Origin of the sequence: Thermoactinomyces sp. CICC 10521 (assembly GCF_016055135.1) — a bacterium.
Classification (GTDB): Bacteria; Bacillota; Bacilli; order Thermoactinomycetales; family Thermoactinomycetaceae; genus Thermoactinomyces_A; species Thermoactinomyces_A daqus.
Map to the genome: position 1 here is coordinate 128,840 of NZ_JAECVZ010000006.1, position 24,224 is coordinate 153,063.

Annotated in this window: 21 protein-coding genes; 10 read left to right on the plus strand and 11 right to left on the minus strand. The window is 45.8% G+C overall.

The window, feature by feature from the left end:
- Positions 1 to 17: 17 nt before the first annotated feature.
- Positions 18 to 848, minus strand: coding sequence for an aldo/keto reductase (locus tag I8U17_RS06585; protein WP_033101790.1), 831 nt, complete (start codon positions 846 to 848; stop codon positions 18 to 20).
- A gap of 453 nt (positions 849 to 1,301) precedes the next feature.
- Here I8U17_RS06585 and I8U17_RS06590 point away from each other — a divergent pair, with 453 nt between their 5' ends.
- Genes I8U17_RS06590 through I8U17_RS06600 form a run of 3 tightly spaced genes read left to right on the plus strand, consistent with a single transcriptional unit; the run spans position 1,302 to position 5,246 of the window.
- On the plus strand, positions 1,302 to 2,888 hold the full coding sequence (locus I8U17_RS06590) for a spore germination protein (RefSeq protein ID WP_198059192.1): 1,587 nt from the start codon (positions 1,302 to 1,304) through the stop codon (positions 2,886 to 2,888).
- On the plus strand, positions 2,885 to 4,099 hold the full coding sequence (locus I8U17_RS06595) for a Ger(x)C family spore germination protein (RefSeq protein WP_198059193.1): 1,215 nt from the start codon (positions 2,885 to 2,887) through the stop codon (positions 4,097 to 4,099). The genes I8U17_RS06590 and I8U17_RS06595 overlap by 4 nt, the downstream gene beginning before the upstream one ends.
- Before the next feature lie 16 nt (positions 4,100 to 4,115).
- A complete protein-coding gene (locus tag I8U17_RS06600) occupies positions 4,116 to 5,246 on the plus strand; it encodes a GerAB/ArcD/ProY family transporter (RefSeq protein ID WP_198059194.1) in 1,131 nt (376 codons plus the stop codon).
- Here I8U17_RS06600 and I8U17_RS06605 read toward each other — a convergent pair.
- Positions 5,202 to 5,420: a YczF family membrane protein gene (locus I8U17_RS06605; protein WP_033101792.1), complete on the minus strand. Its 219-nt coding sequence runs from the start codon at positions 5,418 to 5,420 to the stop codon at positions 5,202 to 5,204. The genes I8U17_RS06600 and I8U17_RS06605 overlap by 45 nt on opposite strands.
- A 407-nt stretch (positions 5,421 to 5,827) precedes the next feature.
- Between I8U17_RS06605 and I8U17_RS06610 the strand changes: the two genes are divergently transcribed.
- A complete protein-coding gene (locus tag I8U17_RS06610; RefSeq protein WP_198059195.1) occupies positions 5,828 to 7,168 on the plus strand; it encodes an Nramp family divalent metal transporter in 1,341 nt (446 codons plus the stop codon).
- Positions 7,169 to 7,465: 297 nt separating this feature from the next.
- On the opposite strand, the gene qoxD is transcribed toward I8U17_RS06610, so the two are convergent.
- Genes qoxD through qoxA form a run of 4 tightly spaced genes read right to left on the minus strand, consistent with a single transcriptional unit; the run spans position 7,466 to position 11,361 of the window.
- Positions 7,466 to 7,762 carry a cytochrome aa3 quinol oxidase subunit IV gene (gene qoxD, locus I8U17_RS06615; protein WP_033101794.1) on the minus strand — a complete coding sequence of 99 codons (297 nt, stop codon included), beginning with the start codon at positions 7,760 to 7,762 and terminating at the stop codon, positions 7,466 to 7,468.
- A 1-nt stretch (position 7,763) separates the two neighbouring features.
- The gene (qoxC, locus tag I8U17_RS06620; RefSeq protein WP_033101795.1) at positions 7,764 to 8,378 is read right to left on the minus strand and encodes a cytochrome aa3 quinol oxidase subunit III; all 615 of its coding nucleotides are present in this window, start codon (positions 8,376 to 8,378) and stop codon (positions 7,764 to 7,766) included.
- A gap of 33 nt (positions 8,379 to 8,411) precedes the next feature.
- The gene (qoxB, locus tag I8U17_RS06625) at positions 8,412 to 10,349 is read right to left on the minus strand and encodes a cytochrome aa3 quinol oxidase subunit I (RefSeq protein WP_033101830.1); all 1,938 of its coding nucleotides are present in this window, start codon (positions 10,347 to 10,349) and stop codon (positions 8,412 to 8,414) included.
- A gap of 52 nt (positions 10,350 to 10,401) precedes the next feature.
- The gene (gene qoxA, locus I8U17_RS06630) at positions 10,402 to 11,361 is read right to left on the minus strand and encodes a cytochrome aa3 quinol oxidase subunit II (RefSeq protein WP_198055278.1); all 960 of its coding nucleotides are present in this window, start codon (positions 11,359 to 11,361) and stop codon (positions 10,402 to 10,404) included.
- A gap of 564 nt (positions 11,362 to 11,925) precedes the next feature.
- Between qoxA and I8U17_RS06635 the strand changes: the two genes are divergently transcribed.
- A complete protein-coding gene (locus I8U17_RS06635; protein ID WP_152568594.1) occupies positions 11,926 to 12,261 on the plus strand; it encodes a hypothetical protein in 336 nt (111 codons plus the stop codon).
- Between the two features lie 111 nt (positions 12,262 to 12,372).
- Here the strand turns inward: I8U17_RS06635 and I8U17_RS06640 are convergent, their stop codons facing one another.
- Both I8U17_RS06640 and I8U17_RS06645 read right to left on the minus strand, forming a co-directional pair.
- A complete protein-coding gene (locus I8U17_RS06640) occupies positions 12,373 to 13,395 on the minus strand; it encodes a D-alanyl-D-alanine carboxypeptidase family protein (protein ID WP_052154359.1) in 1,023 nt (340 codons plus the stop codon).
- A gap of 260 nt (positions 13,396 to 13,655) precedes the next feature.
- A complete protein-coding gene (locus I8U17_RS06645; protein WP_235281695.1) occupies positions 13,656 to 13,961 on the minus strand; it encodes a sigma-70 family RNA polymerase sigma factor in 306 nt (101 codons plus the stop codon).
- A gap of 160 nt (positions 13,962 to 14,121) precedes the next feature.
- Between I8U17_RS06645 and I8U17_RS06650 the strand changes: the two genes are divergently transcribed.
- From I8U17_RS06650 to I8U17_RS06665, 4 genes are all read left to right on the plus strand, one after another.
- Positions 14,122 to 14,376, plus strand: coding sequence for an NUMOD4 domain-containing protein (locus I8U17_RS06650; RefSeq protein ID WP_033102022.1), 255 nt, complete (start codon positions 14,122 to 14,124; stop codon positions 14,374 to 14,376).
- 180 nt (positions 14,377 to 14,556) lie between these two features.
- Positions 14,557 to 14,940, plus strand: coding sequence for a hypothetical protein (locus I8U17_RS06655; protein WP_033102021.1), 384 nt, complete (start codon positions 14,557 to 14,559; stop codon positions 14,938 to 14,940).
- Positions 14,940 to 15,836 carry a hypothetical protein gene (locus I8U17_RS06660; RefSeq protein ID WP_033102020.1) on the plus strand — a complete coding sequence of 299 codons (897 nt, stop codon included), beginning with the start codon at positions 14,940 to 14,942 and terminating at the stop codon, positions 15,834 to 15,836. Before I8U17_RS06655 ends, I8U17_RS06660 begins: the two co-directional genes overlap by 1 nt.
- A 163-nt stretch (positions 15,837 to 15,999) precedes the next feature.
- Positions 16,000 to 16,353, plus strand: coding sequence for a hypothetical protein (locus I8U17_RS06665; RefSeq protein WP_033102019.1), 354 nt, complete (start codon positions 16,000 to 16,002; stop codon positions 16,351 to 16,353).
- Between the two features lie 177 nt (positions 16,354 to 16,530).
- Here the strand turns inward: I8U17_RS06665 and I8U17_RS06670 are convergent, their stop codons facing one another.
- Positions 16,531 to 16,992 (minus strand): hypothetical protein, encoded by a 462-nt coding sequence (locus tag I8U17_RS06670; RefSeq protein ID WP_033102018.1) that lies wholly within the window; start codon positions 16,990 to 16,992, stop codon positions 16,531 to 16,533.
- Between the two features lie 3 nt (positions 16,993 to 16,995).
- The gene (locus I8U17_RS06675) at positions 16,996 to 18,570 is read right to left on the minus strand and encodes a hypothetical protein (protein ID WP_198059196.1); all 1,575 of its coding nucleotides are present in this window, start codon (positions 18,568 to 18,570) and stop codon (positions 16,996 to 16,998) included.
- 558 nt (positions 18,571 to 19,128) lie between these two features.
- Between I8U17_RS06675 and I8U17_RS06680 the strand changes: the two genes are divergently transcribed.
- Entirely contained in the window at positions 19,129 to 23,901 is a 4,773-nt protein-coding gene (locus I8U17_RS06680; protein WP_198059197.1) for a DEAD/DEAH box helicase, read from the plus strand.
- A gap of 132 nt (positions 23,902 to 24,033) precedes the next feature.
- On the opposite strand, the gene I8U17_RS18315 is transcribed toward I8U17_RS06680, so the two are convergent.
- A partial coding sequence (locus I8U17_RS18315; RefSeq protein WP_232330939.1) for a hypothetical protein occupies positions 24,034 to 24,224 on the minus strand: 191 nt, incomplete at its 5' end.

The following is a 24,224-nucleotide window of genomic DNA, read 5'->3' on the forward strand; positions in this document are numbered from 1 at the left end:
GGGTTTTTAAGCGGGACTCAGAAATTGAAATTGTCCGGGTCGGGTCCGAAGCGATGATCTTTGTTGAGAGCGTCCAGTTTAGCCATATCTTCCGCTGACAATTCAAAATCGAACACGTCGGCATTTTCCTTAATCCGATGTGCTTTGACCGATTTTGGAATCGTGACGACGCCGTGCTGAAGATCCCACCGCAAGACGATTTGCGCCGGAGTTTTCCCGTATTTTTCAGCCAGCTCTTTTATTTCCGGCACATTTACCACTTCCCCTTGCATCAGCGGGCTCCAGGCTTCCAGCTGAATCTGCTCTTCCTTGCAGAAGGCGCGCAGCTCTTTTTGCGTCAAGTACGGATGAAACTCCACTTGGTTTACCATCGGTTTTACTTCACAATCTGCCAGCAAATCTTTTAAATGATGCACTTGGAAGTTGCTGACACCGATGGCCCGTACGCGGCCTTCTTTATACAACTTCTCCAGCGCTTTCCAAGTTTCTTTGTATTTTCCCTTTACCGGCCAATGCACCAGGTACAGATCCACATATTCCAGTCCCAGTTTATTCAGGCTCGTTTCAAATGCCCGCAGGGTGGAATCATAGCCTTGATCCGCGTTCCACACTTTTGTGGTCACAAATAAATCTTCGCGGTTTACACCGGATTCTTTAATCGCCTTGCCCACACCTTCTTCATTTTGGTAAGCCGCCGCGGTATCAATGCTGCGATAACCCAATTTAATCGCTTCTTTGACCGCATTTTCCACTTCGGAGCCTTCTTGTACTTTCCATACCCCCAAACCGAGCCAGGGCATTTTCACACCGTTGGCCAGGACGGTTGTATCAGCGAGGTGTTTTGCCATATGTATCCCTCCGATTACCTTTTTTTAACTTAAACCGGCACTCCATCCAGTCAGAAACCGAAGTGCCCTAGTTTGATTCCCTGTTTTTATATTAACTAAACTTTAGACAGTTAATTCCATATGTACAGGCGTATTGATGTGCATTATTCCGGAAGATTTGGAGTGGATTTTTGGGTCTCTGTCTCTTGTCGCATTGCGCGGAAGCAATGAAAACCACTTCTGCACCAAACTTCGGGGGCGGGCAAAACTTGCGTTCGCTCAAATATTTGCCCGCGTTTTCCCCTGCGTTTGGTGCTTGTGCTCTGTGCGAAGACGACAATGGACGTTAAAAAATCCCCCCGTCTACATCCCGTATATCATTAATCAACATACCTGATTTCCCATAAACCGGAATAGCAAAATAAAAAATGAAAAACACTATTTTTATCATAGTAAAAGGCTGGGTGATAATCCATGTTCTTTTCCCGATACCGGAACCGGCAACCGGCCTCTGGCACCAAGAAAAATCAAAACGAACCGATTGATCCGTCATTGGATCAACTCTTTAGCTACATCAAACAAGAATTTAGCGAAAGCCCCGATTTCGTAATCCGCACTTTTTCCGCCGGGAATAACAATGAAACCCGATTCGGGATCATTTATTTAGAATGTCTGGTAGACGAAAAAGTAATCGATGAATGGGTGATTAAATCCCTCACCTTAGCCTCCGGGTTGCTCCCGAAGGAATTCGACGATGAAGCACTGTCATTTGATATGGTCAAAAATCGCGCTTTGAGCATCGGAAAAATCGCCATTCTCGAGACAAAGGAAAAAATCATCAAATCGATTTTATCCGGCAATGCGGTGCTGGTCGGTGCCGGATGGAAAAAAGCCATTTCCTGTTCCACTGCGAGCGAGAAGTCGCGGCCAATTTCAGAGCCGACGGCACAATCTGTCATCCGCGGCCCTCTGGACAGCTTTACCGAATCGATAAAAGTCAATCTATCCCTTATTCGCCGCCGTATCCGCAGCCCTCATCTAAAAGTGAAATCTCTGGATCTTGGTCATTTTACGCACACGAAGATTTTTGTTTTGCATATAGAAGGGATCGCCAATCCCAAAATTGTCAAAGATGTGCTGAAACGACTGAAAGAAATTGATATAGACAGTGTGTTGGAATCCGGTTATATCGAAAGTTTTCTTGAAGAAAAGACCTTTACTCCGTTTCCGACCGTTCTTACATTAGGGCGACCCGATGATATTTGTGGGAATTTGATGGACGGGCGTGTCGCCATCCTGGTGGATAACACCCCTTTCGCACTGGTCGTTCCTTCTTCATTCAGACATCTCTTTATGGCCAGCGAAGATTACTACCAACGATATGATATTGCCAGTTTTCTTCGTTTGGTCCGCTTTGTCTCTTTTTTTGTATCGTTGGTTCTTCCCTCTCTCTACGTGGCCCTGATCACGCATCATCCGCAGATGTTACCTACTTCTCTCTTGATCAATCTGTCGGCGCAGCGCGAAAATGTGCCGATCCCCACCCTGTTTGAGGCGATAATAATGGAATTAATGTTTGAAGTGATACGGGAAGCGGGAATTCGCGCTCCGCGGGTATTAAGTACTGCGATCACCATTGTCGGAGCAATTGTGCTGGGGCAAACAGCTGTATCTGCGGGTTTAGTTACACCGGCCATGGTCATCGTCGTAGCGATCACGGGACTGGCCAGCTTCGTCAATCCTTCCTATGAGCTGGCAATCACGGCCCGGCTGATCCGCTTCGTGATGATGATTCTGGCCGCTACGTTCGGGTTGCTCGGCATTACGTTAGGGCTGGTCGTGATGATCTCGCACATGAATTCGCTAAGTTCCTTCGGCGTCCCTTATTTAGAGCCGTTCTCACCGCTCAACCTAAAAGCATGGGGAGACACCTTTATTCGCCTTCCCCTATGGATGATCAGAAAACGGCCGGCTGATCTTCATCCGCTGAAGAAAAACATGATAGCCAAATACCGTTTGCGCAATGGCCGACCTAGCAAAGAAGAGGATGGATCAGGATGAGATTAAATGGTAAAAAGCTAAGGCTCATCCAGCTGGGCATAATCATGTGCCTGACCTTTCCGATCTCCGGATGTTGGAATTACTTTGAATTAAATGAGCTGTCCTTTGTGACCGCGATCGGGTACGACCAAGGCAGTCACTATCCTTATCGCTTAACATTTCAAGTCATGAATCCTAATAATATGGTTCAACAGCCAATCGGCGGAGGTGGAAAGGGAGGTTCTCCTATCACGGTTTATACAGGAGAGGGCAATAATATCATTGAAGCCATTCAAAATGCATCCAATAAGATCAGCCGACACATGAACTTCTCTCATACACAAATCATCGTGATCGGCGAAGCTTTGGCGCGCAAAGGAATTGCTACGATCTTTGATGTAAAGGAACGCTCTATGGAAGGGCGCATCAATGTTCCGATTTTGATTGCCCGCGGGACAACAGCGGAAAACGTCATCAGCGCTCTCACTCCACTTGATCAGATCCCTGCTTACAACTTAGCTCAAAAAGTTTTAATAACAGAAGGGACACCGAGTAAAGCCTTGAATCTCATTGAAAACGACGTTGTTAGCATCTTATCAACACCAGGAATCGATTTAGTTTTAAGCGGCGTCGAATTATCCAATAACGGAAAGAAAGCAACCGAGCAGCAGTCGTTCCAATCAACCTCGCCGCCTCTGCTTGCTATCTCAAAAATGGGATTGTTTAAAAAGGATAAACTTGTGAGTTGGATCAATAACTCTGCCGCGATCGGAACCATATTTCTCTTGGACAAAATGAAACACGGAACATTTAGCATTAATTGTAAAAACAAGCCCAGTAAAGTAGCGATTCAAATTAATTATTCCAAAACAAAAGTAGAAGCGAGTATGGTCCATGGGACCCCCACTTTTCATATTACGGTTCGGACCAATGGCGATATAAAAGAAACCGAATGCCCCCTCAATTTGGAGGATCCAAAAGTCCTCAATATGCTGGGAAAACAGTCTGCCAAAAAGATTGGCGAATTTATCCAAAGTGCGATTCATGCTGCCAAACAGGTCAAGACCGATGTTTTCGGATTTGGTCAGGCCATCCACCGCGCCTCCCCACAATCTTGGAACAAACTGAAAAACCATTGGGACGATTTGTTTACCAAAGCGAAAGTAAACCTCGATATCTTTGTCAACATCACAGACTCGGGCTTGCGGAAAAAACCTTATGAGTTCAAATAGGAGAAAGGGAGAGAACATGACAAAGAATAAATGTACCCACACACAGCTTATCTTTCTCATTCTGCTGCAACAATTGGGCAGCAGCATCGTCGTCAGTCTGGGAATTCAAGCCAAGCAGGATGCATGGATTGCCATATTGGCCGCGTTGGTTGGCGGCCTTGCTTTGCTCTGGCTGCATATCAAATTGCATCAACTTCATCCCGATGTGCCCTTAACCGGGGTTATTCGAAAAATATTGGGAAAATGGCTTGGGTGGCCGCTTGCCCTTCTCTACGTTCTCTACTTTATTTATGTTGGAAGCAGGGTGTTGCGCGATCTTTCTGATCTGTTGAAAACAGCTTTGCTAGACTATACCCCTCTCTCTGCCATTAGTGCTTTTATTATGATCTGTATAGTCTATGTTTTAAGCCATGGACTCGAAAATCTGGGGAAGACCGGAGAGATTTTCGGCATGATCTATATTCTGAGCATCTTTTCCATTCTTTCTGTTTTGTTCATTACCAACGTTTTTAATCCGGACAGAATTTTACCCGTTGCCGAAGACCCCGTGCTTATTGTAAAAACAGCCTATCCTCTCGTCTATACGTTCCCGTATGGAGAAATCATTCTGTTCACCATGCTGTACCCTTATGTGCAAACCAATCAATCGCTGTATAAAATCACCGCGATAACCATGATCTTCAGCGGATTGCTTTTATCCTTGATCCTGGCTGTGATGGTGGGTGTACTGGGGCCTGAAGTGACAGCCCGTTCCACTTTTCCTTTATTGAGCTCGCTAGGCAAGGTCAACCTGCTTTACTTTTTGCACCGTCTCGATAGTTTGGCGATTGTCATCTTGGTCATCGGTGGCTTCTTTAAAATCGCGCTCTTTTTAATGAGCGCTGTAATCGGAGCAACTGATCTGTTTAAAGGAGAGCAAAAAAAGTTAGTGACACCGATCGGTGCCATCTTATTTGTCCTTTCCCAATTTATCGCGGCCAATATTGCTGAACATCTGAGCGAAGGGGAATATTTTGTGCCCCGCTACCTGCATTTACCCATGCAAACTGTTATTCCGCTCTTGTTGTTCCTGATCGGATGGATCAAAAAGAAACGTGCCCGTTCATCTGACCAGATTCATCCCCCACCAAATCAGGTTGCGCACTAGCGGATAAACTAAAAACGAAACGGTTAAAAAAATGGCCATATAATCCATCATCTCAAACGGAAAAAACATTTTTTCGATCGATTCCCCCAAGGGAAACCCGATCGCCAAATCAATTCCCACAATGAACAGAAGGGATGTTACCAATAAAAATAAATAAATGCCGATAGTTCTCATCTTCATCTCTCCTCTCTTCAATGCTAGTGTCTTGCTTTTAAGTTCAAGACATGCAAAAAATCACGACATGGAACACTTTTCTCCTTTACCCATAAAATAGAAATAACTTCTTTATGTAGGTAAAATCGAATTCCTTCTAAAAATAATGATTGAATAAATAACTATTTCCTTTTATTATTTGTATAAGGGAAACTTTTTTAACCTCCCTCTACAATTTAACCATAAGCAAAAAAAACAAAAGGCATGAAACACCTCTTGGAAAGATCCCTTCATTCAAGTCGGTGATTGGGTATAGCCATTCTGTCCTTTTCGGCCAAAATGAGATTTGGTTCTATTTTTTACCGCAAATTTTGCCCTGGCGCAAAAATAATGGCTCCGTACATAAAATAGAAGAGGAGTGTGTCAAGATGAAGAATTCGATGATGCGGATGGATTGGGGAGGGTGGAAAAAAGAACGGACCATTCCCAGTCTGCCGGAAGTTCACCGTTCTCTTCCGGTTCCGGCCAAAGGTTCCTGGTTCCGCAAACTTCTCGCTTTTGTCGGGCCCGGTTATCTGGTGGCGGTCGGTTATATGGACCCGGGCAATTGGGCAACCGACATCGCCGGCGGTTCCACCTTTGGCTACCCACTGCTCTTTGTCATTCTGCTCTCAAATCTGATGGCCATTTTATTGCAGACACTTGCCGGCAAATTGGGCATTGTCTGCGGTCGGGATCTCGCACAGGCATGCCGCGATCATTACTCCAGACCGGTATCCCTTTTCCTCTGGGTCTTGTGTGAACTGGCGATTGCTGCCTGCGACCTGGCCGAACTGCTGGGAACTGCGATCGCCCTGCAACTGCTGTTTCATATTCCGCTGCTAATCGGCATTCTGTTGACAGCGGTCGACATTATTCTGATTTTGCTCCTGCAAAACAAAGGGTTTCGCTATATTGAATCGATCGTCGTTTCGTTTATGGTGGTTATCTTTCTCTGTTTCGTCGTGGAACTGGCGTTGGCCCATCCCACATTGCACGAAATTGCCAAAGGGTTTGTGCCAAGCAGTCAAATCATTACCAACCCCGATATGCTTTATATCGCCATCGGCATCTTGGGTGCAACGGTGATGCCGCACAACCTTTATCTTCATTCATCCATTGTGCAAACGCGAGCCGTCCCCCATACGAAGGACGGAAAAAAAGCGGCGATCCGCTTTGCCACCCTCGACACAACGGCCGCCCTGTTCTTTGCCCTGTTTATCAATGCGGCGATTCTGATTCTGTCGGCGGCCAGCTTCCACAGCTTCGGCATGGTTGTGAATGATATCAGCAAGGCCTACCAATTATTAAGCCCGATATTGGGCACCTCCGCCGCCAGCATTTTATTCGGCGTGGCCCTGCTCGCATCGGGGCAAAATTCCACATTGACCGGCACTTTGGCCGGACAGATCGTTATGGAGGGTTTCCTTGATCTCCGGTTAAAACCGTGGCTGCGCCGCTTGATTACACGGCTGATCGCCATCATGCCTGCTGCAATCATGACCGCTTTGTACGGGGCGCAAGGAGCCATGGATCTGCTGGTTCTGAGCCAGGTGATTCTCTCGTTGCAATTGCCGTTTGCCATTGTCCCGCTGATCAAGTTTACCGGTGACAAAAGCAAAATGGGGAACTTCGCCAATCCCCGCTGGCTGCAAATACTCGCCTGGCTTGTCGCCGTCATTATCATCGCGTTTAATCTCGTTTTGCTGGTTCAGATATTTTACTCTTGATGATCAATGAAGTGATGACCGAACATCGGAGGAGGTTGGAGCTTAGGCTCTTTCCTCCTTTTATTTTAGAGAGAAATCAGATCGGACCGCTTCAGAACCAATGAGAAATTCCGTTTACACATCATACCGAAAAATCAGTTATGTCATATCGAAACATAAGCGTTATCCACGTGTAACAATCTTGAAAAAAATCGTAATAAAACAGACAAGTTTGTTTTTTTCGTGATATAATATAATCAAATCAAACAAATGCATAAAAAACCCAAGGCCCGCATCAAAACGAGCCTTGGGTTTCACTCACATTGTATTGTAGAGCATGATCCAGATTGAACCGGCCACCGTTGCAACCGCGACAAAAATGCCGTAGAGCAGATTGATGATCTGGAACACCTTGCTGTCTCCTTCACTGATGTGCATGAAGTAAACCAATTGAACGACAAACTGGAAAATGGCCAGAATCACAATAATCGTCAAGCGCAAACCCACGGGAATCGGCGCTTTTAATGTGACCCAAAGAGCCGCAAAGGTAAGGAGCAACGACCAGATAAACCCGATTATATGATGCTTTGGTGAATGATGCTGTGTTTGTTCCATATCAGGTCACCACCCCTGTCAAATATACGGCTGTAAAGATGAAGATCCAGACCACATCGAGGAAGTGCCAATACAATCCCGTAATGAATGCTTTACGCGCAGTCATCGGAGTAAAGCCGCGTTTGGCAATTTGGGCCATGACACACAAGATCCAGAGAACCCCGAGGCTGACGTGGGCACCATGCGTACCCACCAGAATGAAGAAACCGGACAAAAATGCACTTCGGGAAAGACCTGCCCCTTCCGATACATAAGTGACGAACTCACGGATCTCCATGCCGAGAAATCCGAGGCCAAGGAGAAGCGTTATCGCCATCCAGGCCATATAGCCCTTTTTATTTCCTTTTCTCATTTCCAGCACGGCCAAGCCGCAGGTAAAACTACTTGTCAACAGCAGCAACGTTTCAATCATGAAATCCCGTACTTCAAACAGCTCTTTGGAAGTAGGACCTCCGGCCGTTTGCCCGTGCAAAACCAGGTATGTGGCAAACAGCGTCGCAAACAGAACGATCTCCGCCCCCAGGAAAATCCAGAAGCCAAAAATCTTCAGGCTTCCTTCTTCCGTTGAGTACTCCAAGGGGCCGGAGGAGGTGGCCTTTTCGCTTATTGCAGCCATCCTGACATCCTCCTTACCGCATGATGATTGGTTTTAACTCGCCATTTCGTGTTTTTTGATTTCCTCCACCGATACATAATGGTGGGAGTCATAGTCGTTAAACGAACGCCACAGCATGCAGAGGAGCACACCGATCAGTCCGCCGATGGCCAGCAGATACCATTCGAAAACAAAGCCAAAACCGGCAACAAACATAAACGCGGACATGACAATCGGCATTCCCGTATTGTTCGGCATATGAATCGGTTTATAGGGTTCCGGTTTTTCTTTCTTTTTGCCTTTCTCCTTCTTCATGTGCCACCAAGCGTCGAGCGCCTCCACTTTCGGGATGTGCGCAAAGTTGTAGTGTGGTGCCGGAGAGGATAAGGACCACTCCAACGTGCGGCCGTCCCAGGCATCGCCAGTCACATCGCGCTCACCGAAGCGTGCGCTGTAGTAGACGCAGTAACAGAAGATGAGGAAGCCAATCCCCATGATAAAGGCACCGATTGTTTCCACCATGTTGATCGGTCCCCATCCGGTTTCGGCCGGATACGTGTAAATGCGGCGGGTCATTCCTTGCAGTCCGACGAGGTACATCGGAATGAAGCAGAGGTGGAACCCGATATTGAAGACCCAGAATGCCCATTTGCCCAGACGTTCATCCAGCTTGTGCCCGAACATTTTCGGCCACCAGTAGGTGAGTCCGGCAAAGCAGCCGAAAACTGTACCGCCGATCAGCACATAGTGGAAGTGGCTGATCAGGAAGTAGCTGTTGTGGTATTGATAGTCTGCCGGTACTGCGGCGAGCATCACACCGGTCACTCCACCGATCAGGAAGCTGGGAATAAAGGCAAGTGCCCACAACATCGGCTGGGTAAACTCAATCCGCCCTTTGTGAAGGGTTAACAGCCAGTTGAACACTTTGACCCCGGTCGGAATCGCGATCAGCATCGTCGAGACACCAAAGAACGAGTTGATCCACGGTCCCTGTCCCATGGTGAAGAAGTGGTGCAACCAAACGATAAAGCTGAGTGCGGAGATCGCCACCATCGAATAAACCATCGCCCGGTATCCGAACAAACGTTTCCGAGCAAACGTACTGATAACTTCGGAGAAAATGCCGAATGCCGGCAAAATCACGATATAAACTTCCGGGTGTCCCCAAATCCAGAACAGATTCGCCCACATCATCGGCATACCGCCGGCCGTGACCGTAAAGAAGTGTGCACCAAACAGGCGGTCAATCGTGAGCAGGGCAAGTGCCACTGTCAAAACAGGGAAAGCAAAGATAATGATCACAGAAGTGATTAAGGTCGACCAGGTAAACAGCGGCATTTTCATGAGCGTCATACCCGGTGCGCGCATTTTGATAATCGTCACCAAGAAGTTGATCCCGGTCATCAGCGTACCGATCCCGGCAATCTGCAATCCCAGCAAATAATAGTTTTCTCCAGGTCCCGGATCAAGTTCATTTCCGGCAAGCGGTGTGTAACTGGTCCATCCAGCGTCCGGAGATCCACCGATGACAAATGAAATATTGAACAACATCGCCCCGGCGAAAAACAGCCAGAAGCTGACAGCGTTGAGTTCCGGAAACGCAACGTCGCGGGCCCCGATCTGAAGCGGAACTGCCACGTTCATCAAACCGACGATAAACGGCATCGCCATGAACAAAATCATGATCGTACCATGGGTGGTAAAGATTTCGTCATAGTGTTGGGCGTTGAGGAAATTCAAGCCCGGCCATGCCAGTTGCGTCCGCATTAAAAGCGCGTCCACCCCACCGCGGAATAACATGAGGAGCGCAGAGATGATATACATAATCCCAATGCGTTTATGATCGACGGTTGTCAACCATTCATCCCACAACCAACGCCATTTCTTAAAGTAGGTGAGGACGAAGATGATCCCCAACGTCACCAGAACGATCAACACGTCAGCCATGTAGATCATCGGCTCCCCGGTTACGAAGAAGCCGTGTTCCGGCATTTTAAAGCTAAATAAACTGCTCATGTTTCTCCTACCTCCTTTTCACCAGAATTCACTCCATATGGGTCATGGTTTCGGAGCCATGGTTCATATTTTCCATGCCATGGTTCATCCCACTCATGTCATGATTCATGGAGTTCGCCTCGGAAGTACCGTGATCCATGTCTTTCATGTCATGGTTCATGTTTGGATCTTCTTTCAGTTTCGGGTAGGAAGAGTAGGTTTGTTCCCCTACCAGACCGGGTTGAAGAAGTTTTTTCCATTGGGCCTCCGTTTGTTTTGGTGCCGTTTTCTTAACCTGCTCAACCCATGCGTTGAAATCTGCTTCTTTTTGCGCAATGACATCAAATTGCATATGAGTAAATCCACGACCGGAGAAGTTGGCACTGCGGCCGACATAGGTACCAGGCTTGTCCGCTTCAAGCCATAATTTCATGGACATACCGGGCATGGTATACTCCTGTCCGCCTAACTCAGGAACCCAGAAGGAGTTCATCGCACCAACTGCGTTCAATTCAAACCGGATCGGAACATCTGCGGGGATCTTCACATAATTGACTGTTTCGATCCCTTGCTCCGGATATTTGAAAATCCATTTCCAATCGGCTGAAGTCACTTCAATTACAAGCGGTTTTTTGTGAGGGCTCGGCGATTTCTCCAAATCAAACGTCATCGTTACGGTAGGAACTGCAATAAGCGCCACGATCACGATCGGGATCGCCGTCCAAATCATTTCCAACCATTTGTTTTCATGCACTTCGGGCGGTTCATAACCCTCGTTTTCCGGCTTTGCTCTATATTTCACAAGCATATAGACGAAAAGAATCCCAACCACGACAAAAATAAGGAGCATTAAACCCGAAGTCCACAAGATCAGGTCCAATTGTTTTTTCGCGACCGGCCCTTGCGGATTGAGAACCCCGGATTTGATCGGGGCACATCCGGTTAAGAGCAGGAATAATCCGGGAAGGATGGCCGCCTGCTTCAACCGGCGAAGTTTTTTTCCAAACATGGCTTGCTTTCACCCTTTCCTGACGAAGCTCAAGAAGTGACATTCATCCGCAGTTGCAGCAGAAAAAGTTAGGCTTCGCGATATATACATAAATTATAAATATTGGAAATTAATTCGTATGTAAGCCTGCGCAAAAGGATTAATCCGCAGGTTTACATAGCTCGTTCAAAATTAATCTATCACATCGCCACTTTTCATTTTATGACGAAATGTGTTGTATAAATGGACGAAATATGACAGTTTGATTAATTTTACAACGAAAATGCTAAAAATGACTATAATAAACAGGAGAATTACGAATAAATTACACGCAAATTACAAAATATTTCATCCCTCCTGATATTTTTTCAATACCAAAAAAAGACGAAAAATTCATCTTCCCTCCTCCTTCCCCTCTTCTCTGATCTTTCAACAAAAAATAGGAATCCGCCGCTACCAAAAAAACAGATTTCTCATAGATTAATAGAGACGAAGAAATGGCGCCAACAAGAGTTTTTGGCCTTAATTCCATTGAAATGACACTGATTTCCCGGAATGACATTTCAAAGAGAGGAGGGAGTTTGTATGCAAACTTTAAATAACCGCCGCCACAATCATAACAATCATGATAATCATAACGATCACAATGACAACAATGACCACCGCAGGCGAACCGTCATTTTACACCCTCACCGACGCGAAAACAGAACCGTTCACTTGCGCCGCAACCAGTCTGTTTTGGTAAAATGCAGAAGATCAACCACTTCCCGTCACCGAAGGATTCACCTTCGCCCAGGAGATGCCGTCAGGATCAGATGTGGCAACAGTTCGGTCGTGGTCACTTGCGGCCGCCCATTTGGACGGCTTCGGACCATTACCATCCATCCGCATGAATCGGTTCTCGTTACCTGCGGTTTCTAAACAAATCGACCGGCCGGGATCATCCCCCCCCTGAGGGAATGGTCCCTTTTTTTGATTGAACAACCATTCTGCTACATAAAAAAACAGAGCAGCCATGTGTAAATGGATGCTCTATTTTCCTTGGAAATATTCTTCCAGCGTAATTCCTTTCTGGGCGATTTCCTGGGCGATCTCTTTTCCGACATACCGGATGTGCCAAGGTTCGTACGCATAACCCGTAATCTGTGTTTTCCCTTTGGGATAGCGGATGATGAACCCATACTCGGCGGCATGTTCGGCCAGCCACTTTCCTTCTTTGGTTTCCCCGAATGATTCATCCAAAGCCAGATGGGCGCTGGGGCTGGAAACGTCGATTGCCAAACCCGTTTCATGTTCACTTTGTCCCGGATAAGCACTGAATTGTGACGTTCTTTCTTTCCCATTTTTTCTTACATTGTTTTCGTAGATTGCCTTTTGCCGGGCATAAGACCGATATCCCGAAATCCCGACCAGATGAAGATTCTGTTTCGCAGCTGCCTGTACCAGCTGTTCCAGCGCGTGGGCAGCTTCCTTGCGCAAGTGTTTCTTCTCCAGATCCCCCTGACCCGCAAACGGAATATTGGGCTGGATCAAATCAGCCGGAACATAATCGGCCGGCAGACTACGGTGTTTATTTACGACAACGGACAAATCCGCCGGGTTGGTAACCACAGCCAGTCCATTGCTATCGATCTTGATCGTGTCTTTTAACGGAACAATCACCCGGACGCGCATGGTTGCCCTGGTCTGCTTGTATACCGCCGTCACCCATACAGATGAGCCCGTCTTCGCCTGTTTGCTTACCGTGAGTCGCCCTTGGGAATCCACTTGTGCAACTTCGGGATTGCTCACCGTATAAGAAACTTGATCGGAATTCAGCTCCACTTTGCGGTTTGCCGGCGTAATCCCTGACAAGGTAAGAGAATAGGATGCTCCCGGAGCCAGTGTTTGCTCATCCGTTGGAAAAGCGATTGCCCGAAAAACCGGCTGTTCCTGCTTGGCTCCGTTTAATCGGTTTACCGCGGCATCGATCGGGCTTCCACATCCCGACAGAAAGATCAATACCCCCAAAGCAGCAACAGCCGCTTGCCAACTCCGATGTTGATATCGATTCACCCTTCCCCTCCCTCCTCTGCAAAGGTGATCCTGGAAGGCAATAAGGCATGCCATAAACGAACTGATTCTATAATATACTTCTTTGACCCAAGTTCATCCTTTTTTGCGAGATTGCAACAAAGTGTTCACGAATAAAATACCTGTTCAGCCTCCGGCAAATCCGGTAAAACAGGGACAACCTGCCGGCACAAAAAAAGCGGCTTCTTATAAAAAGAAAACACCGCAAAAAAAATGAAAAGAAAGATGGAAAGACTCAGCCTCTAGGCATGAGAAGCCCCTCCGCGATTATTCCCCACCCTGTAAAATTCATGAAACAACTTAATCAAAGCTCTCTTTTCGATCCTCGACACATACGAACGCGAAATTCCCAGCTCCTTGGCAATTTCCCGCTGCGTTTTTTCCTTTTCCCCTCCCAGTCCAAACCGCGCACGAATCACTTCCTGCTCCCTCTCATCAAGAATGTGGATATGGCTGTATATGTTCTTGCGCTCTATTTTTAACTGAACCGTCTCCACCACATCATCCCGCTCTGTGCCAAGAATATCAATCAGGGTGATTTCGTTCACCTTTTATGTTTATCTGTACTAAGTGACAGCCCATGAGCGGAAACGGCTGACAACCATCGCTCACGGGCCATAACTCCCCCAAAGGAAAGGAGTCTTTTCACATTGTATCAGGATCAACAAAATTTGAGAAGCTTGCGGATCGGGAAAGAGTTGTTGCGTTATGATTGACCGTCAGTTACTGGAACGTTGGGAGCCGGTGAAAGGCTATGAAGGATTATATTCTATCTCCAACTACGGCCGAATTCGGAGAGAACAGCGCGTGATTATCAACATTAGGGGGAACCGGCAGGTGATTCCGGAGAAGATCCTGCGGCCATATTATCGGCGAGGATGGGGCAAACAGATTACTCTGAGGGATAGAAACGGGAAAGTCCGAACCCATCTTGTCGATGTTCTCTATAGAAAACACTTCTAAAATTCTAAGAAAATAACCACCTCTAATGAGTCAGAAACACGAAGCGAAAGAATGCGGGTTTACCCCCTCTCCTCTAATGAGTCGCTATCCAAAAATTAGCCCTTGGCGGTTTTTGATACATCCGTGAAGCGGGGAAGGAGACTTTTCACAGATAAAAAATCTAATGGGGGCGGATAAAAAATGATCCGGTTTAACATCCAGACAAAACGGCGTGTGTATGCGGTATATGTTGAGTTTGATAAATCCGGCGAACATTATGAGATTGACATTTATGCGATAGATGGCCGGAGAAGAAAAAATGTCGTAGGTTGGCAAGAAGTCGAGATCACTTCCGATCCGCTTACGCTGGCCAAAAACGAAGTAGCCAAATATGAACTACGCGAAGACTACGCGGACCGATATGACGATAAAGTATTTTCCCTAGACAGCGAACAGGCGGCGGAGCTGGTAAAACAAGTTCATGAGGTTGAAGTCAATGACTGGCAGGCAGGTCAAAAGGGCGTTGTACGTTGGGAGCAAACCAAGGCAGCCAAAACAGCCAAACAGAAGGGAGCTTCGAAATAATGCGCTGGATTGATCGGGTAGTGTTCGGGGTTGTCGTGATTATCGCAGGCACGGTAATAGGTTTATCCATTCACAGTACGGCGATGCTGGCGGATGCATTGAACCTTAACGCCTATCTGATGGCCGGACTGGTAGAGATCCTCTTCGCCTCCCTCCTATTCATTCGCGGGAGACAGCGGGCCACACAAAGGAACGTCCCATTCTTCCTCAATGCCGGCTACTTTGCTAGTCTAGGGTTTGTAACTGCGGTGAACATGTGGGGTCTGGCCCATGCAAATCTGATCATTGGTCCCATCGTTGGAGCGGCCATCAGCGGCGCAATGTGGATGATGGAAAGTTGCCTTGTCTGGCTCATTGTCGACAGCCACAAGCCATATAAAAAGAGTATTTGGCGTATGAAATATGAAGCGAAACGGGATATCAAAGAGGAGAAGTCCATTCAGTGGATCGAATGGCAGCGATCGGAGGCCAGGAAGCCGGATTTGGCTCTGATCCGGGCAGCCCGAAAATCAGAAGAGGCCCGAAAGAAGGTTGAAGCAGAAGGACTTCCCGAATACTTCGCCCAGTGGCAGGATTCCTCATCTGCAATCGAACCGATTCCGGTCGAACGAGAGGCCGAAATAGTCCCCATTAAGCGAACAATCGGTTTCCATATGGAGGATCGAACACCTGAGACCGAACAGCGAACATCGAACACCGAAAAGCCCGTAATTTCGCCGTCGAACACCTCCTCGAACACTAAGACCGAACGAATTATCAAATACGTCATGGGGCTGATCGAACAGGGGGAGGTATTCACCGTAACCACGGTGGCCAATGACATGGAGTGTTCGCGATCAACGGCATCCGTAGCGATCCGAAAAGCAAAGGAGCAAAGGGAGAAAATGAATAAATGATGATTCCGTTAGCGGAGGCAATCTATCCTTCCGCTTTTAATTGGCCGGGAATAATTTCGTATGAAAAAATGACACAAAAATACAGATGATTGCGAATAGAAGGATAAACAAATCGATGCCGAACAGGTGAAGGCAATTATGTAAATAGAAAGGGAAATTGTGTATGAAAAAAGTTCTGATTTGGATCGGTGCGTTCTTAGGACTTTGCATTTTAATGGCGATTCTCCCCGGATTACTTGTACTAATTAGTCTTGCCGCCGTTGTAGTCGGGATTATTTCCATAAAGGGGAAAATTAGTTCGCCAAAATGGCTGGTAAGCCTGGCGAAATATCCGATTGCTTTGATTGCCTTTGGCGCTCTTTTCTTTCTCATTTCTGTAGCTTCATTAGGGGCTAACGATGCAAAGCCTGTAGTAAAACCCACTCCTGTGGGGAAAACACCAATTGCCATTAAAGAGCCCGTTCAACCCGACCCGCCCGATGGCAGACTAACCTCCGATCTTATCAACACACTTTGATACGACGATATAAAAAGAGAACCTCCGTTTTTCGACGCGGTTCTCTTTTTATCATCCATCAAGCCGGGCGTCAGGCGAAACCCTCTTCGTTTGGCGATGTTCGTCAGACAATGTTGCTAACCTTTGAAACGCAAAGAAAAAGGGGCGATATGGATCTTTATCGCCCAGCGAAAATCATTATTCAGGATCAGTCATTTGCATCAAAGCCCGTTTAAAATCCTCATACATCTCAAACGCTTCCTCCAAAGCTTTCCACAAATCATCGTAATTGCGGAATCCGGGTCTACTTATACTTTCGTCTGTACCATCTAATAATTGCTTTAACAATATCCATGGGCTACCTGTTAGTAATTCTCCATCCTTCCGGGCCACCCAGATAAACTCCAAAAGAGCATATTTGAGAGAGATATGAAATCCAAATTGAAAGGGAGGGTATTCCTCTACAATTTGAAAGAAATTTTCCCTTTTGTCGTAACGAGCCGGATAACCTAATTCAGCTAATATCCGCAAAACTTCATTGTTATCATAACCTTCAAGCCTCTCATTAGACTTAAATCTATACTTTGCAGACAACCTTTTGTACCTGTTAATAAAATCAATCTTCTCTAATGCCTCTCTGATTTCTGGTCGTAACTGCATGATTCATTCCTCCCTGAACCTTATTTCAATCCCATATTTATTTTTGGCCAAATCAATATACTCTTGTATTTGACTAAAACTCCGATTCGATGCGGGAATCTCCAAGATTTGTTTCCCCTTAAGCGGTTGACCATCGATCTCTGGAAACTTATTTGATCGTATTTTTATACCGGGTTTGTATTTGATTTTCATTTCCCTTAAATACGACTCAAAGGTAGTGATGTCAATCGTGTCCAAGTCCGTTGCTTTCCTGGATACAATTTCTTCTTTTACAGGATTATAAGAATCCAATCGTTTCCCATTACTCAAGTTAACTTCGTTAAAAGGATACCATTGTTCTTCCTCAGCTTTTTTGTTAAAGGCATTTCCCCTAGCCATGGGTGAATCTTTCAACCAATAATCCCTTGCTTGCTTCCAATTTACGCGATCTCTTGGCGGCTTTCCTTCTTTTGATTTACGGGCGAGATATTTTTCATAAGCCGACTCTAATGTGGGGTCTTTAAACTTTCCATTAGGAGAAAATAATCCTCCGTCCGCCCCCTCACCACTACCTTCAGAAGCAAACTTCTGCAACCACGCACCAAATTCAGTATCTCCAACTGTTATTTTACCAAAACTAATGGATGGTATTTTCATTCCCGATGCGTCTAATACGCCTACCTCAAGTTTCGGGATCGGAATTTCATTGATTTTGGAAAGGATCGGGCCTGTATGGTTTGAAATGGACCAGCCCGCAAATGCAAAGAATCCACCAAAGACGGTCGCAACAAACGTATTCCTGAGATTCACCTTCCCGGTCTTAAACCAATCAAAAAGAGATTGACCTGTTCCGCCCCCTACTGCTCCGCCCAAGATTTTAGGAAAGGCTTCTCCTAACCAGGAAATCTTTGAACCAAGCCAAGAAACAAAGCCCGAACCGGCAACACTTGAAGATACATAGGAGCCGAAAACTCCCCCAATGCCTCCGGACAGGCCTCCAAATAGCATATCTGAGAGCATTTCTGATCCAAGAAAGTCATTTCCTGAAAGCCAGGAAAAAAGGCCACTGATGACAATACCAGCCAGAATCCCTTCACCCAGGGTCTCTCCCGAGATTACGAGCGCACCAAGCACGAACTCGCCACCAAAAACAATCAAAACCACAGCCGCAATGACCAACACAATGATCCCGATCGTTAATCCAATGGTGGCGATATTCTCCTTAATCCAATCCCATGCAGATGACAACCCATCTACAACGACTTTGGCGATTTTGTCACATACCTTACAAATCCAGTCCCATGCTTCTGAACAAGCTTCCTTTGTTTTATTCCATGCACTGGAGACGGTTTCCTTTGTCCAATTCCATGCTTTCGTAAGCCAATTCCCATCTCCATCCTCTTTTTCTTTTTGGGGAGTTGAGGTGACTGGCGTCTCCTTTGTTGGTGCCGGGCCTGGTTGAACCTTTTCAAAGTGATCATTCACGTGGGGAACATTAAAGCTGCTCCCACTCGCAAAAACTTGACCGCTACCCAAAATGCCTACACCAACAAATGTTAAAAGAACGATGATTATGAATCGATAAACATACTTGCTCATATCTACCGTTACGGAAAATAGACAATCGTCTCTCCGTAACGGATTCACCCCTCTCTACTAAAAAATGATGAAATAAGGATTCAAAAAAGGACAGGCTCGACCTTCGGTCAACTCTGTCCAATAAAAAATGGTGAAACAGAAACGCAGCTTTTTAAGCTTGATCCGTTTGAGGGAATTTCGTTGCGATCGGGGTCAATTCTTGTGAAAATTGACTCATTTAAAATAATACACAAATATACCATTTCATTTGTAATATGACTCATTTTATTTTTGTCTAAAGAAGTAATATTTCCTTCAAAAAGTATTTGCAACTGTCCAAAAAAATTTCAGTTGAAAAAATTCAGCCCTTGATAATGATAAAAAATATTGTCATCAATTTTCCCCACCTGAAGATAGATACTCTGCAACCGCCCTCATATCCCATTTCTCATGAAATACCCGATTTCTCTTGCCTAACGCCATCATTTAGTATATTTTAATCACTGTCTACACTTAGATAAACAGATAGCGCATTAATACATATGTGCTTTTTAATTAACTTTGACGGGAGGGGATTTCGTGACTACCATCTATGATATTTTAAACCAATTACGCCAAGTCGCCAGAAACACACGAGAACAAGGTGATCTCTTCGAACGTCTGATGGTTTCCTTTTTGCAAACTGATCCCCAATATAAGCAACTATTTTCCAATGTCTGGCGATGGATGGACTGGCCTAGCCGGAATGGACGTGTTGATACTGGAATCGACCTAGTTGCAAAGGAAGTGGGTTCAGGAGATACCTGGGCCATCCAGTGCAAATTTTATGAACATGGACACAAAATTCAAAAATCTGATCTTGACTCGTTTTTCACCGAATCAGGTAAGCGCCCTTTCCGCAAGCGTATGATCATCGCCACAGCTCCAATGAGCAAACATGCTGAGGATGCCTGTCAGAATCAACAAATCCCTGTTACCATCCTAGACATGGAGGCATTAGAAAAAAGCTCTATTGATTGGAGTCGTTTTTCGTGGAATAGTCCGCAAAATCTACAACCTCGGAAAAAGAAAAAACTTCGTCCACATCAGGAAGCGGCCATTGCCGATGTAGTTGCTAGATTTCAAAACTATGATCGCGGCAAACTCATCATGGCTTGTGGCACGGGTAAAACATTTACTTCATTAAAACTAACTGAAAGATTGGTACCATCAAGCGGTCTCGTCCTTTTCCTCGTTCCTTCTATTGCACTACTTTCACAGACTTTACGTGAATGGACCGCTGAAGCAGAGATCCCCTTGCGATCCTTTGCGGTCTGTTCTGATAAAAAGGTTGGCAAAAAAGAAGGTGAAGATTTACGTGTATCGGATCTGGCCTACCCTGCTACCACCAATGCCAAACACCTTGTAGACGAGATCAAAAAAGGACTAGGAGATTCACTTACCATTATATTCTCTACTTATCAGTCCATTGATGTAGTTTCAGAGGCACAGAAAGCCGGATTGCCTGCTTTTGATCTAGTAATCTGCGATGAGGCCCATCGCACAACAGGTGTAGTACGAGGCAATGAAGCCTCCTACTTCACCAAGGTCCATGAGGAAAAATTCATTCAGGCGAAGAAGCGTCTTTATATGACTGCCACTCCGCGGATCTATGCCGATGCCAGCAAATCAAAGGCTAAAGAGGCTAACGTGGAGCTTTATTCTATGGATGATGAATCGATTTATGGACCGGAGTTTCATCGACTGAACTTCTCGAAAGCTGTTGAATTAGGAATTCTTTCCGATTATAAAGTGATTATTTTGGCAGTCGATGAACAGCATATCCTAGACCATCTTGGGAACAAGATTCATGCCAATGAGGAGAATATCACTCTCGATGATGCAGCAAAGATCGTAGGCTGTTGGAATGCCCTCTCTAAGCGTTTTATGGAGAATGAATCAGATCAGGCTGCCGATCTCATGCCTATGCGCCGCGCCGTTGCCTTTTCCAATTCTATTAAAAACTCGAAACGTGTGACTGAACTTTTTGCTCGTACGATTGAAGATTATTGTGCTTCCTTGTCCAATGAAGTTGAAAATCTTCTTGTTTGCGAAGTTAACCATGTCGATGGAACACATAATATTGTTGAGCGTAATAGTAAGTTGCAGTGGCTCAGAGAAAATACCGATGAAAATACCTGTCGAATCCTGAGTAATGCTCGATGTCTTACGGAGGGTGTGGATGTTCCAACTCTCGATGCAGTCATCTTCCTGAATCCACGAGAATCTCAGGTGGATGTTGTTCAGGCTGTAGGTCGAGTTATGCGGAAAGCCCCTGGAAAGCAATATGGTTACGTGATTTTGCCCATTGTTGTTTCTACAAATGATTCACCCGAAGAAGCTCTAAACAAGAATCAGAACTATCGCGTCGTCTGGGAAGTTCTTAACGCTTTACGTGCTCATGACGACCGTTTTAATGATCTTGTTAACAAATTAGAGTTGAATAAAAGAAAGCCTGATAAGATCCAAGTAATAGGTGTAGGGGGTGACAGTGAGGAAGAAGAAAACGAGGGAGAACATCGGGAAAGTCAACAGCAATTCGAACAACTCTCATTAGATTTTAAGGAAATTAAAGAATGGCGTGAAGCCATTTATGCCAAGATCGTTCAAAAGTGTGGTGAACGTCGCTATTGGGAAACTTGGGCTAAGGATGTAGCGAAGATAGCCGAGCGCCACAAAACGCATATTCACGCGATTTTGGAAAGTTCTGATCCTAAGGCTCGTGAAGCTCAGAAAGCCTTTACTGATTTCCTGAAAGGATTACAGAATAATATAAATGAAATCATCGGGCAAGACGAAGCAATTGAAATGTTAGCCCAGCATCTTGTGACCAAACCGGTTTTTGATGCGCTTTTCGAGAATTATGCTTTCAGTAGCCACAACCCCGTTTCCCAAGCCATGCAGAAAGTGCTGGATGTTTTGGAAGACCATGCTCTTTGGAAAGAAACTGAATCCCTAGAGGATTTCTATAAAAGCGTCCGGAGACGTGCGAGTGGCATCGACAATGCAGAAGGAAAGCAAAAAATCATTATTGAGTTGTACGACAAGTTCTTCCGTACCGCCTTCCCGAAAATGGCTGAGCGCTTAGGAATCGTCTATACTCCCACTGAAGTAGTCGATTTTATTCTTAAAAGTGCAGACGACGTACTTCAAGAAGAGTTCGGAATACATCTGAGCGACGAGGGTGTACATATACTTGATCCTTTCACAGGTACAGGCACATTCATTGTTCGCTTATTGCAAAGCGGGCTGATCCGCTCCGAAGATCTCGTGCGAAAGTATCGGGAAGAGCTGCACGCCAATGAGATTGTATTACTCGCTTATTACATCGCCGCAATCAACATTGAGGAGGCGTACCATCGTCTGTCTGGGCAGGATTATGAGCCCTTCCCCGGTATTGTACTGACCGACACGTTCCAGTTGGGGGAAAACAAAGGCACATTAGCAGAAACCATGTTCCCAGAGAACAACGAACGCATCGCCAGACAGAACCGGCAGGAAATCCGGGTCATTGTTGGGAATCCGCCTTATTCTATAGGCCAGGAAAGCCAGAACGATAACAATCAGAACCTGACATACCCCCATCTGGATCAGCGAATCACAGAAACTTATGCAGCATCTTCCAAATCCGTACTAAAAAAAGGCCTTTACGACTCCTATATCCGCGCCATCCGCTGGGCGAGTGACCGGATTGGCAATCAGGGTGTAATCGCCTTTGTCACTAATGGATCGTTCATTGACAGTAATACGACGGACGGCCTTCGCAAGTGCTTGGCAGAAGAGTTCACGGCGATCTATTGTTTCAATTTACGTGGGAATCAACGCACATCTGGTGAGCAATCCAGAAAGGAAGGTGGGAAGATTTTTGGGTCTGGGAGCCGCGCTCCTATCGCCATCACAGTTCTGGTCAAGAACCCGGCCAATCAAGGCTCCTGTATCATCAGATATCACGACATTGGCGATTACCTCAGTCGCGAGCAAAAGTTAGAGATCATTCGTCAGGCTGGAAGCATCAAGGGGTTATCTTGGACGGTGGTTCAGCCTAATGACGCACATGACTGGATTAATCAACGCAACGAGGGTTTTACGAAACTCATTCCTCTTCAGGCCGATAAAAAGAGTAGGGAGCCATCCATTTTTGACTATTATTCGTTAGGTGTATCTACGAACCGTGATAGCTGGACGTATAATTTTTCACGCAACTGTCTTCAGAACAACATGCGGGCAATGATTGACTTCTACAACCAGCAAGTGGATGAATTCAAGGCGTTAGGTAAGGCGCATCCTACGATGGAAGATGTAAATAACTTTGTCGATACCGACCCACGCAAGATTAGTTGGTCTCGCGCACTAAAACAGAATCTTTCTCGCGGCAAGCAATATCCATATGATGAATGCAGCATTGTCCAGTCAATGTACCGGCCTTTTTGTAAGCAATGGCTTTATTTCAGTCGTACTTTTAATGAAGTGGTTAGCAAGATGCCGCAACTCTTCCCTGATCCCACCATAGAGAATCGGGTGATTTCGGTGACGGGGATTGGGGCAAACAAATTATTTTCTGCTCTCATGGTAAATTCCATTCCAAATTTGGATTTTCATGAAAAAGGCCGATGCTTCCCCCTCTACTACTATGAAGATCAAACGGATCAGCTTGACGGGTTAGAACAGGGAGAGGACCAAGGTCGCTACATCCGACATGATGCAATCACAGATTGGGCACTCAAGGAATGCCGGCGACGCTATGGCAATGCGGTATCCAAGGAGGACATCTTCTACTACGTCTATGGCGTGCTTCATTCTCCCGAGTATCGGGAACTTTTTGCCGCTGATCTTAAGAAGATGCTTCCGCGCATTCCATTGGTAACTTCTGGAGGGGACTTCTGGGCCTTTAGCCGTGTGGGAAAGGAGCTAGCCAACTTGCATATCAATTACGAAACCATCGACCCTTGGCCGCTAAATGAGATCCACCAAGGCAATAGGAAGGCGGACGATTTCTATCGCGTCGAAAAAATGCGCTTTGCCAAAGGAAAGAATGGCAAACCGGACAAAACGGCCATTATTTATAACTCTCATATTACTCTTTCTAACATTCCTCTGGAAGCCTATGATTATGTTGTCAACGGCAAATCCGCCATTGAATGGATTATGGATCGATATCAAGTAAAGAAAGACAAGGACAGTGGTATTGACAACGATCCAAATCAATGGTCCGACGATCCCCGTTATATCGTGGATCTTATTAAGCGCATTGTCCGTGTGAGCATAGAAACAGTGAAGATTTTGAAGGGGTTACCTGGACTGGACTTGGTATAAAGGAGGATTGCTGGTTCGAGTTTCCCCCTCCCAATCCTTGAACAAAATCCAGTCGCTTCCTAAAGTGTCCAAGCCAATGGGTATTAAAAATCCAAATGTGGAATGAACTCATTCATGGTAAAAGAAGAGAATTTATGATAATGAACAGTATTTTTTACGAATCTCTTTTTTCAGCAGTGAGTCGCAAGAGGAAAGGATAGAGCAGACCAATAACTTGGCCTGCTCTATCCTGAGATTGATGACAAACCCCACCCTTTTCTTCGGAAAAGGAATGGGGTTTTGTATATTTCTAGGATATATACAGATAAAGTAAACCTGATGTG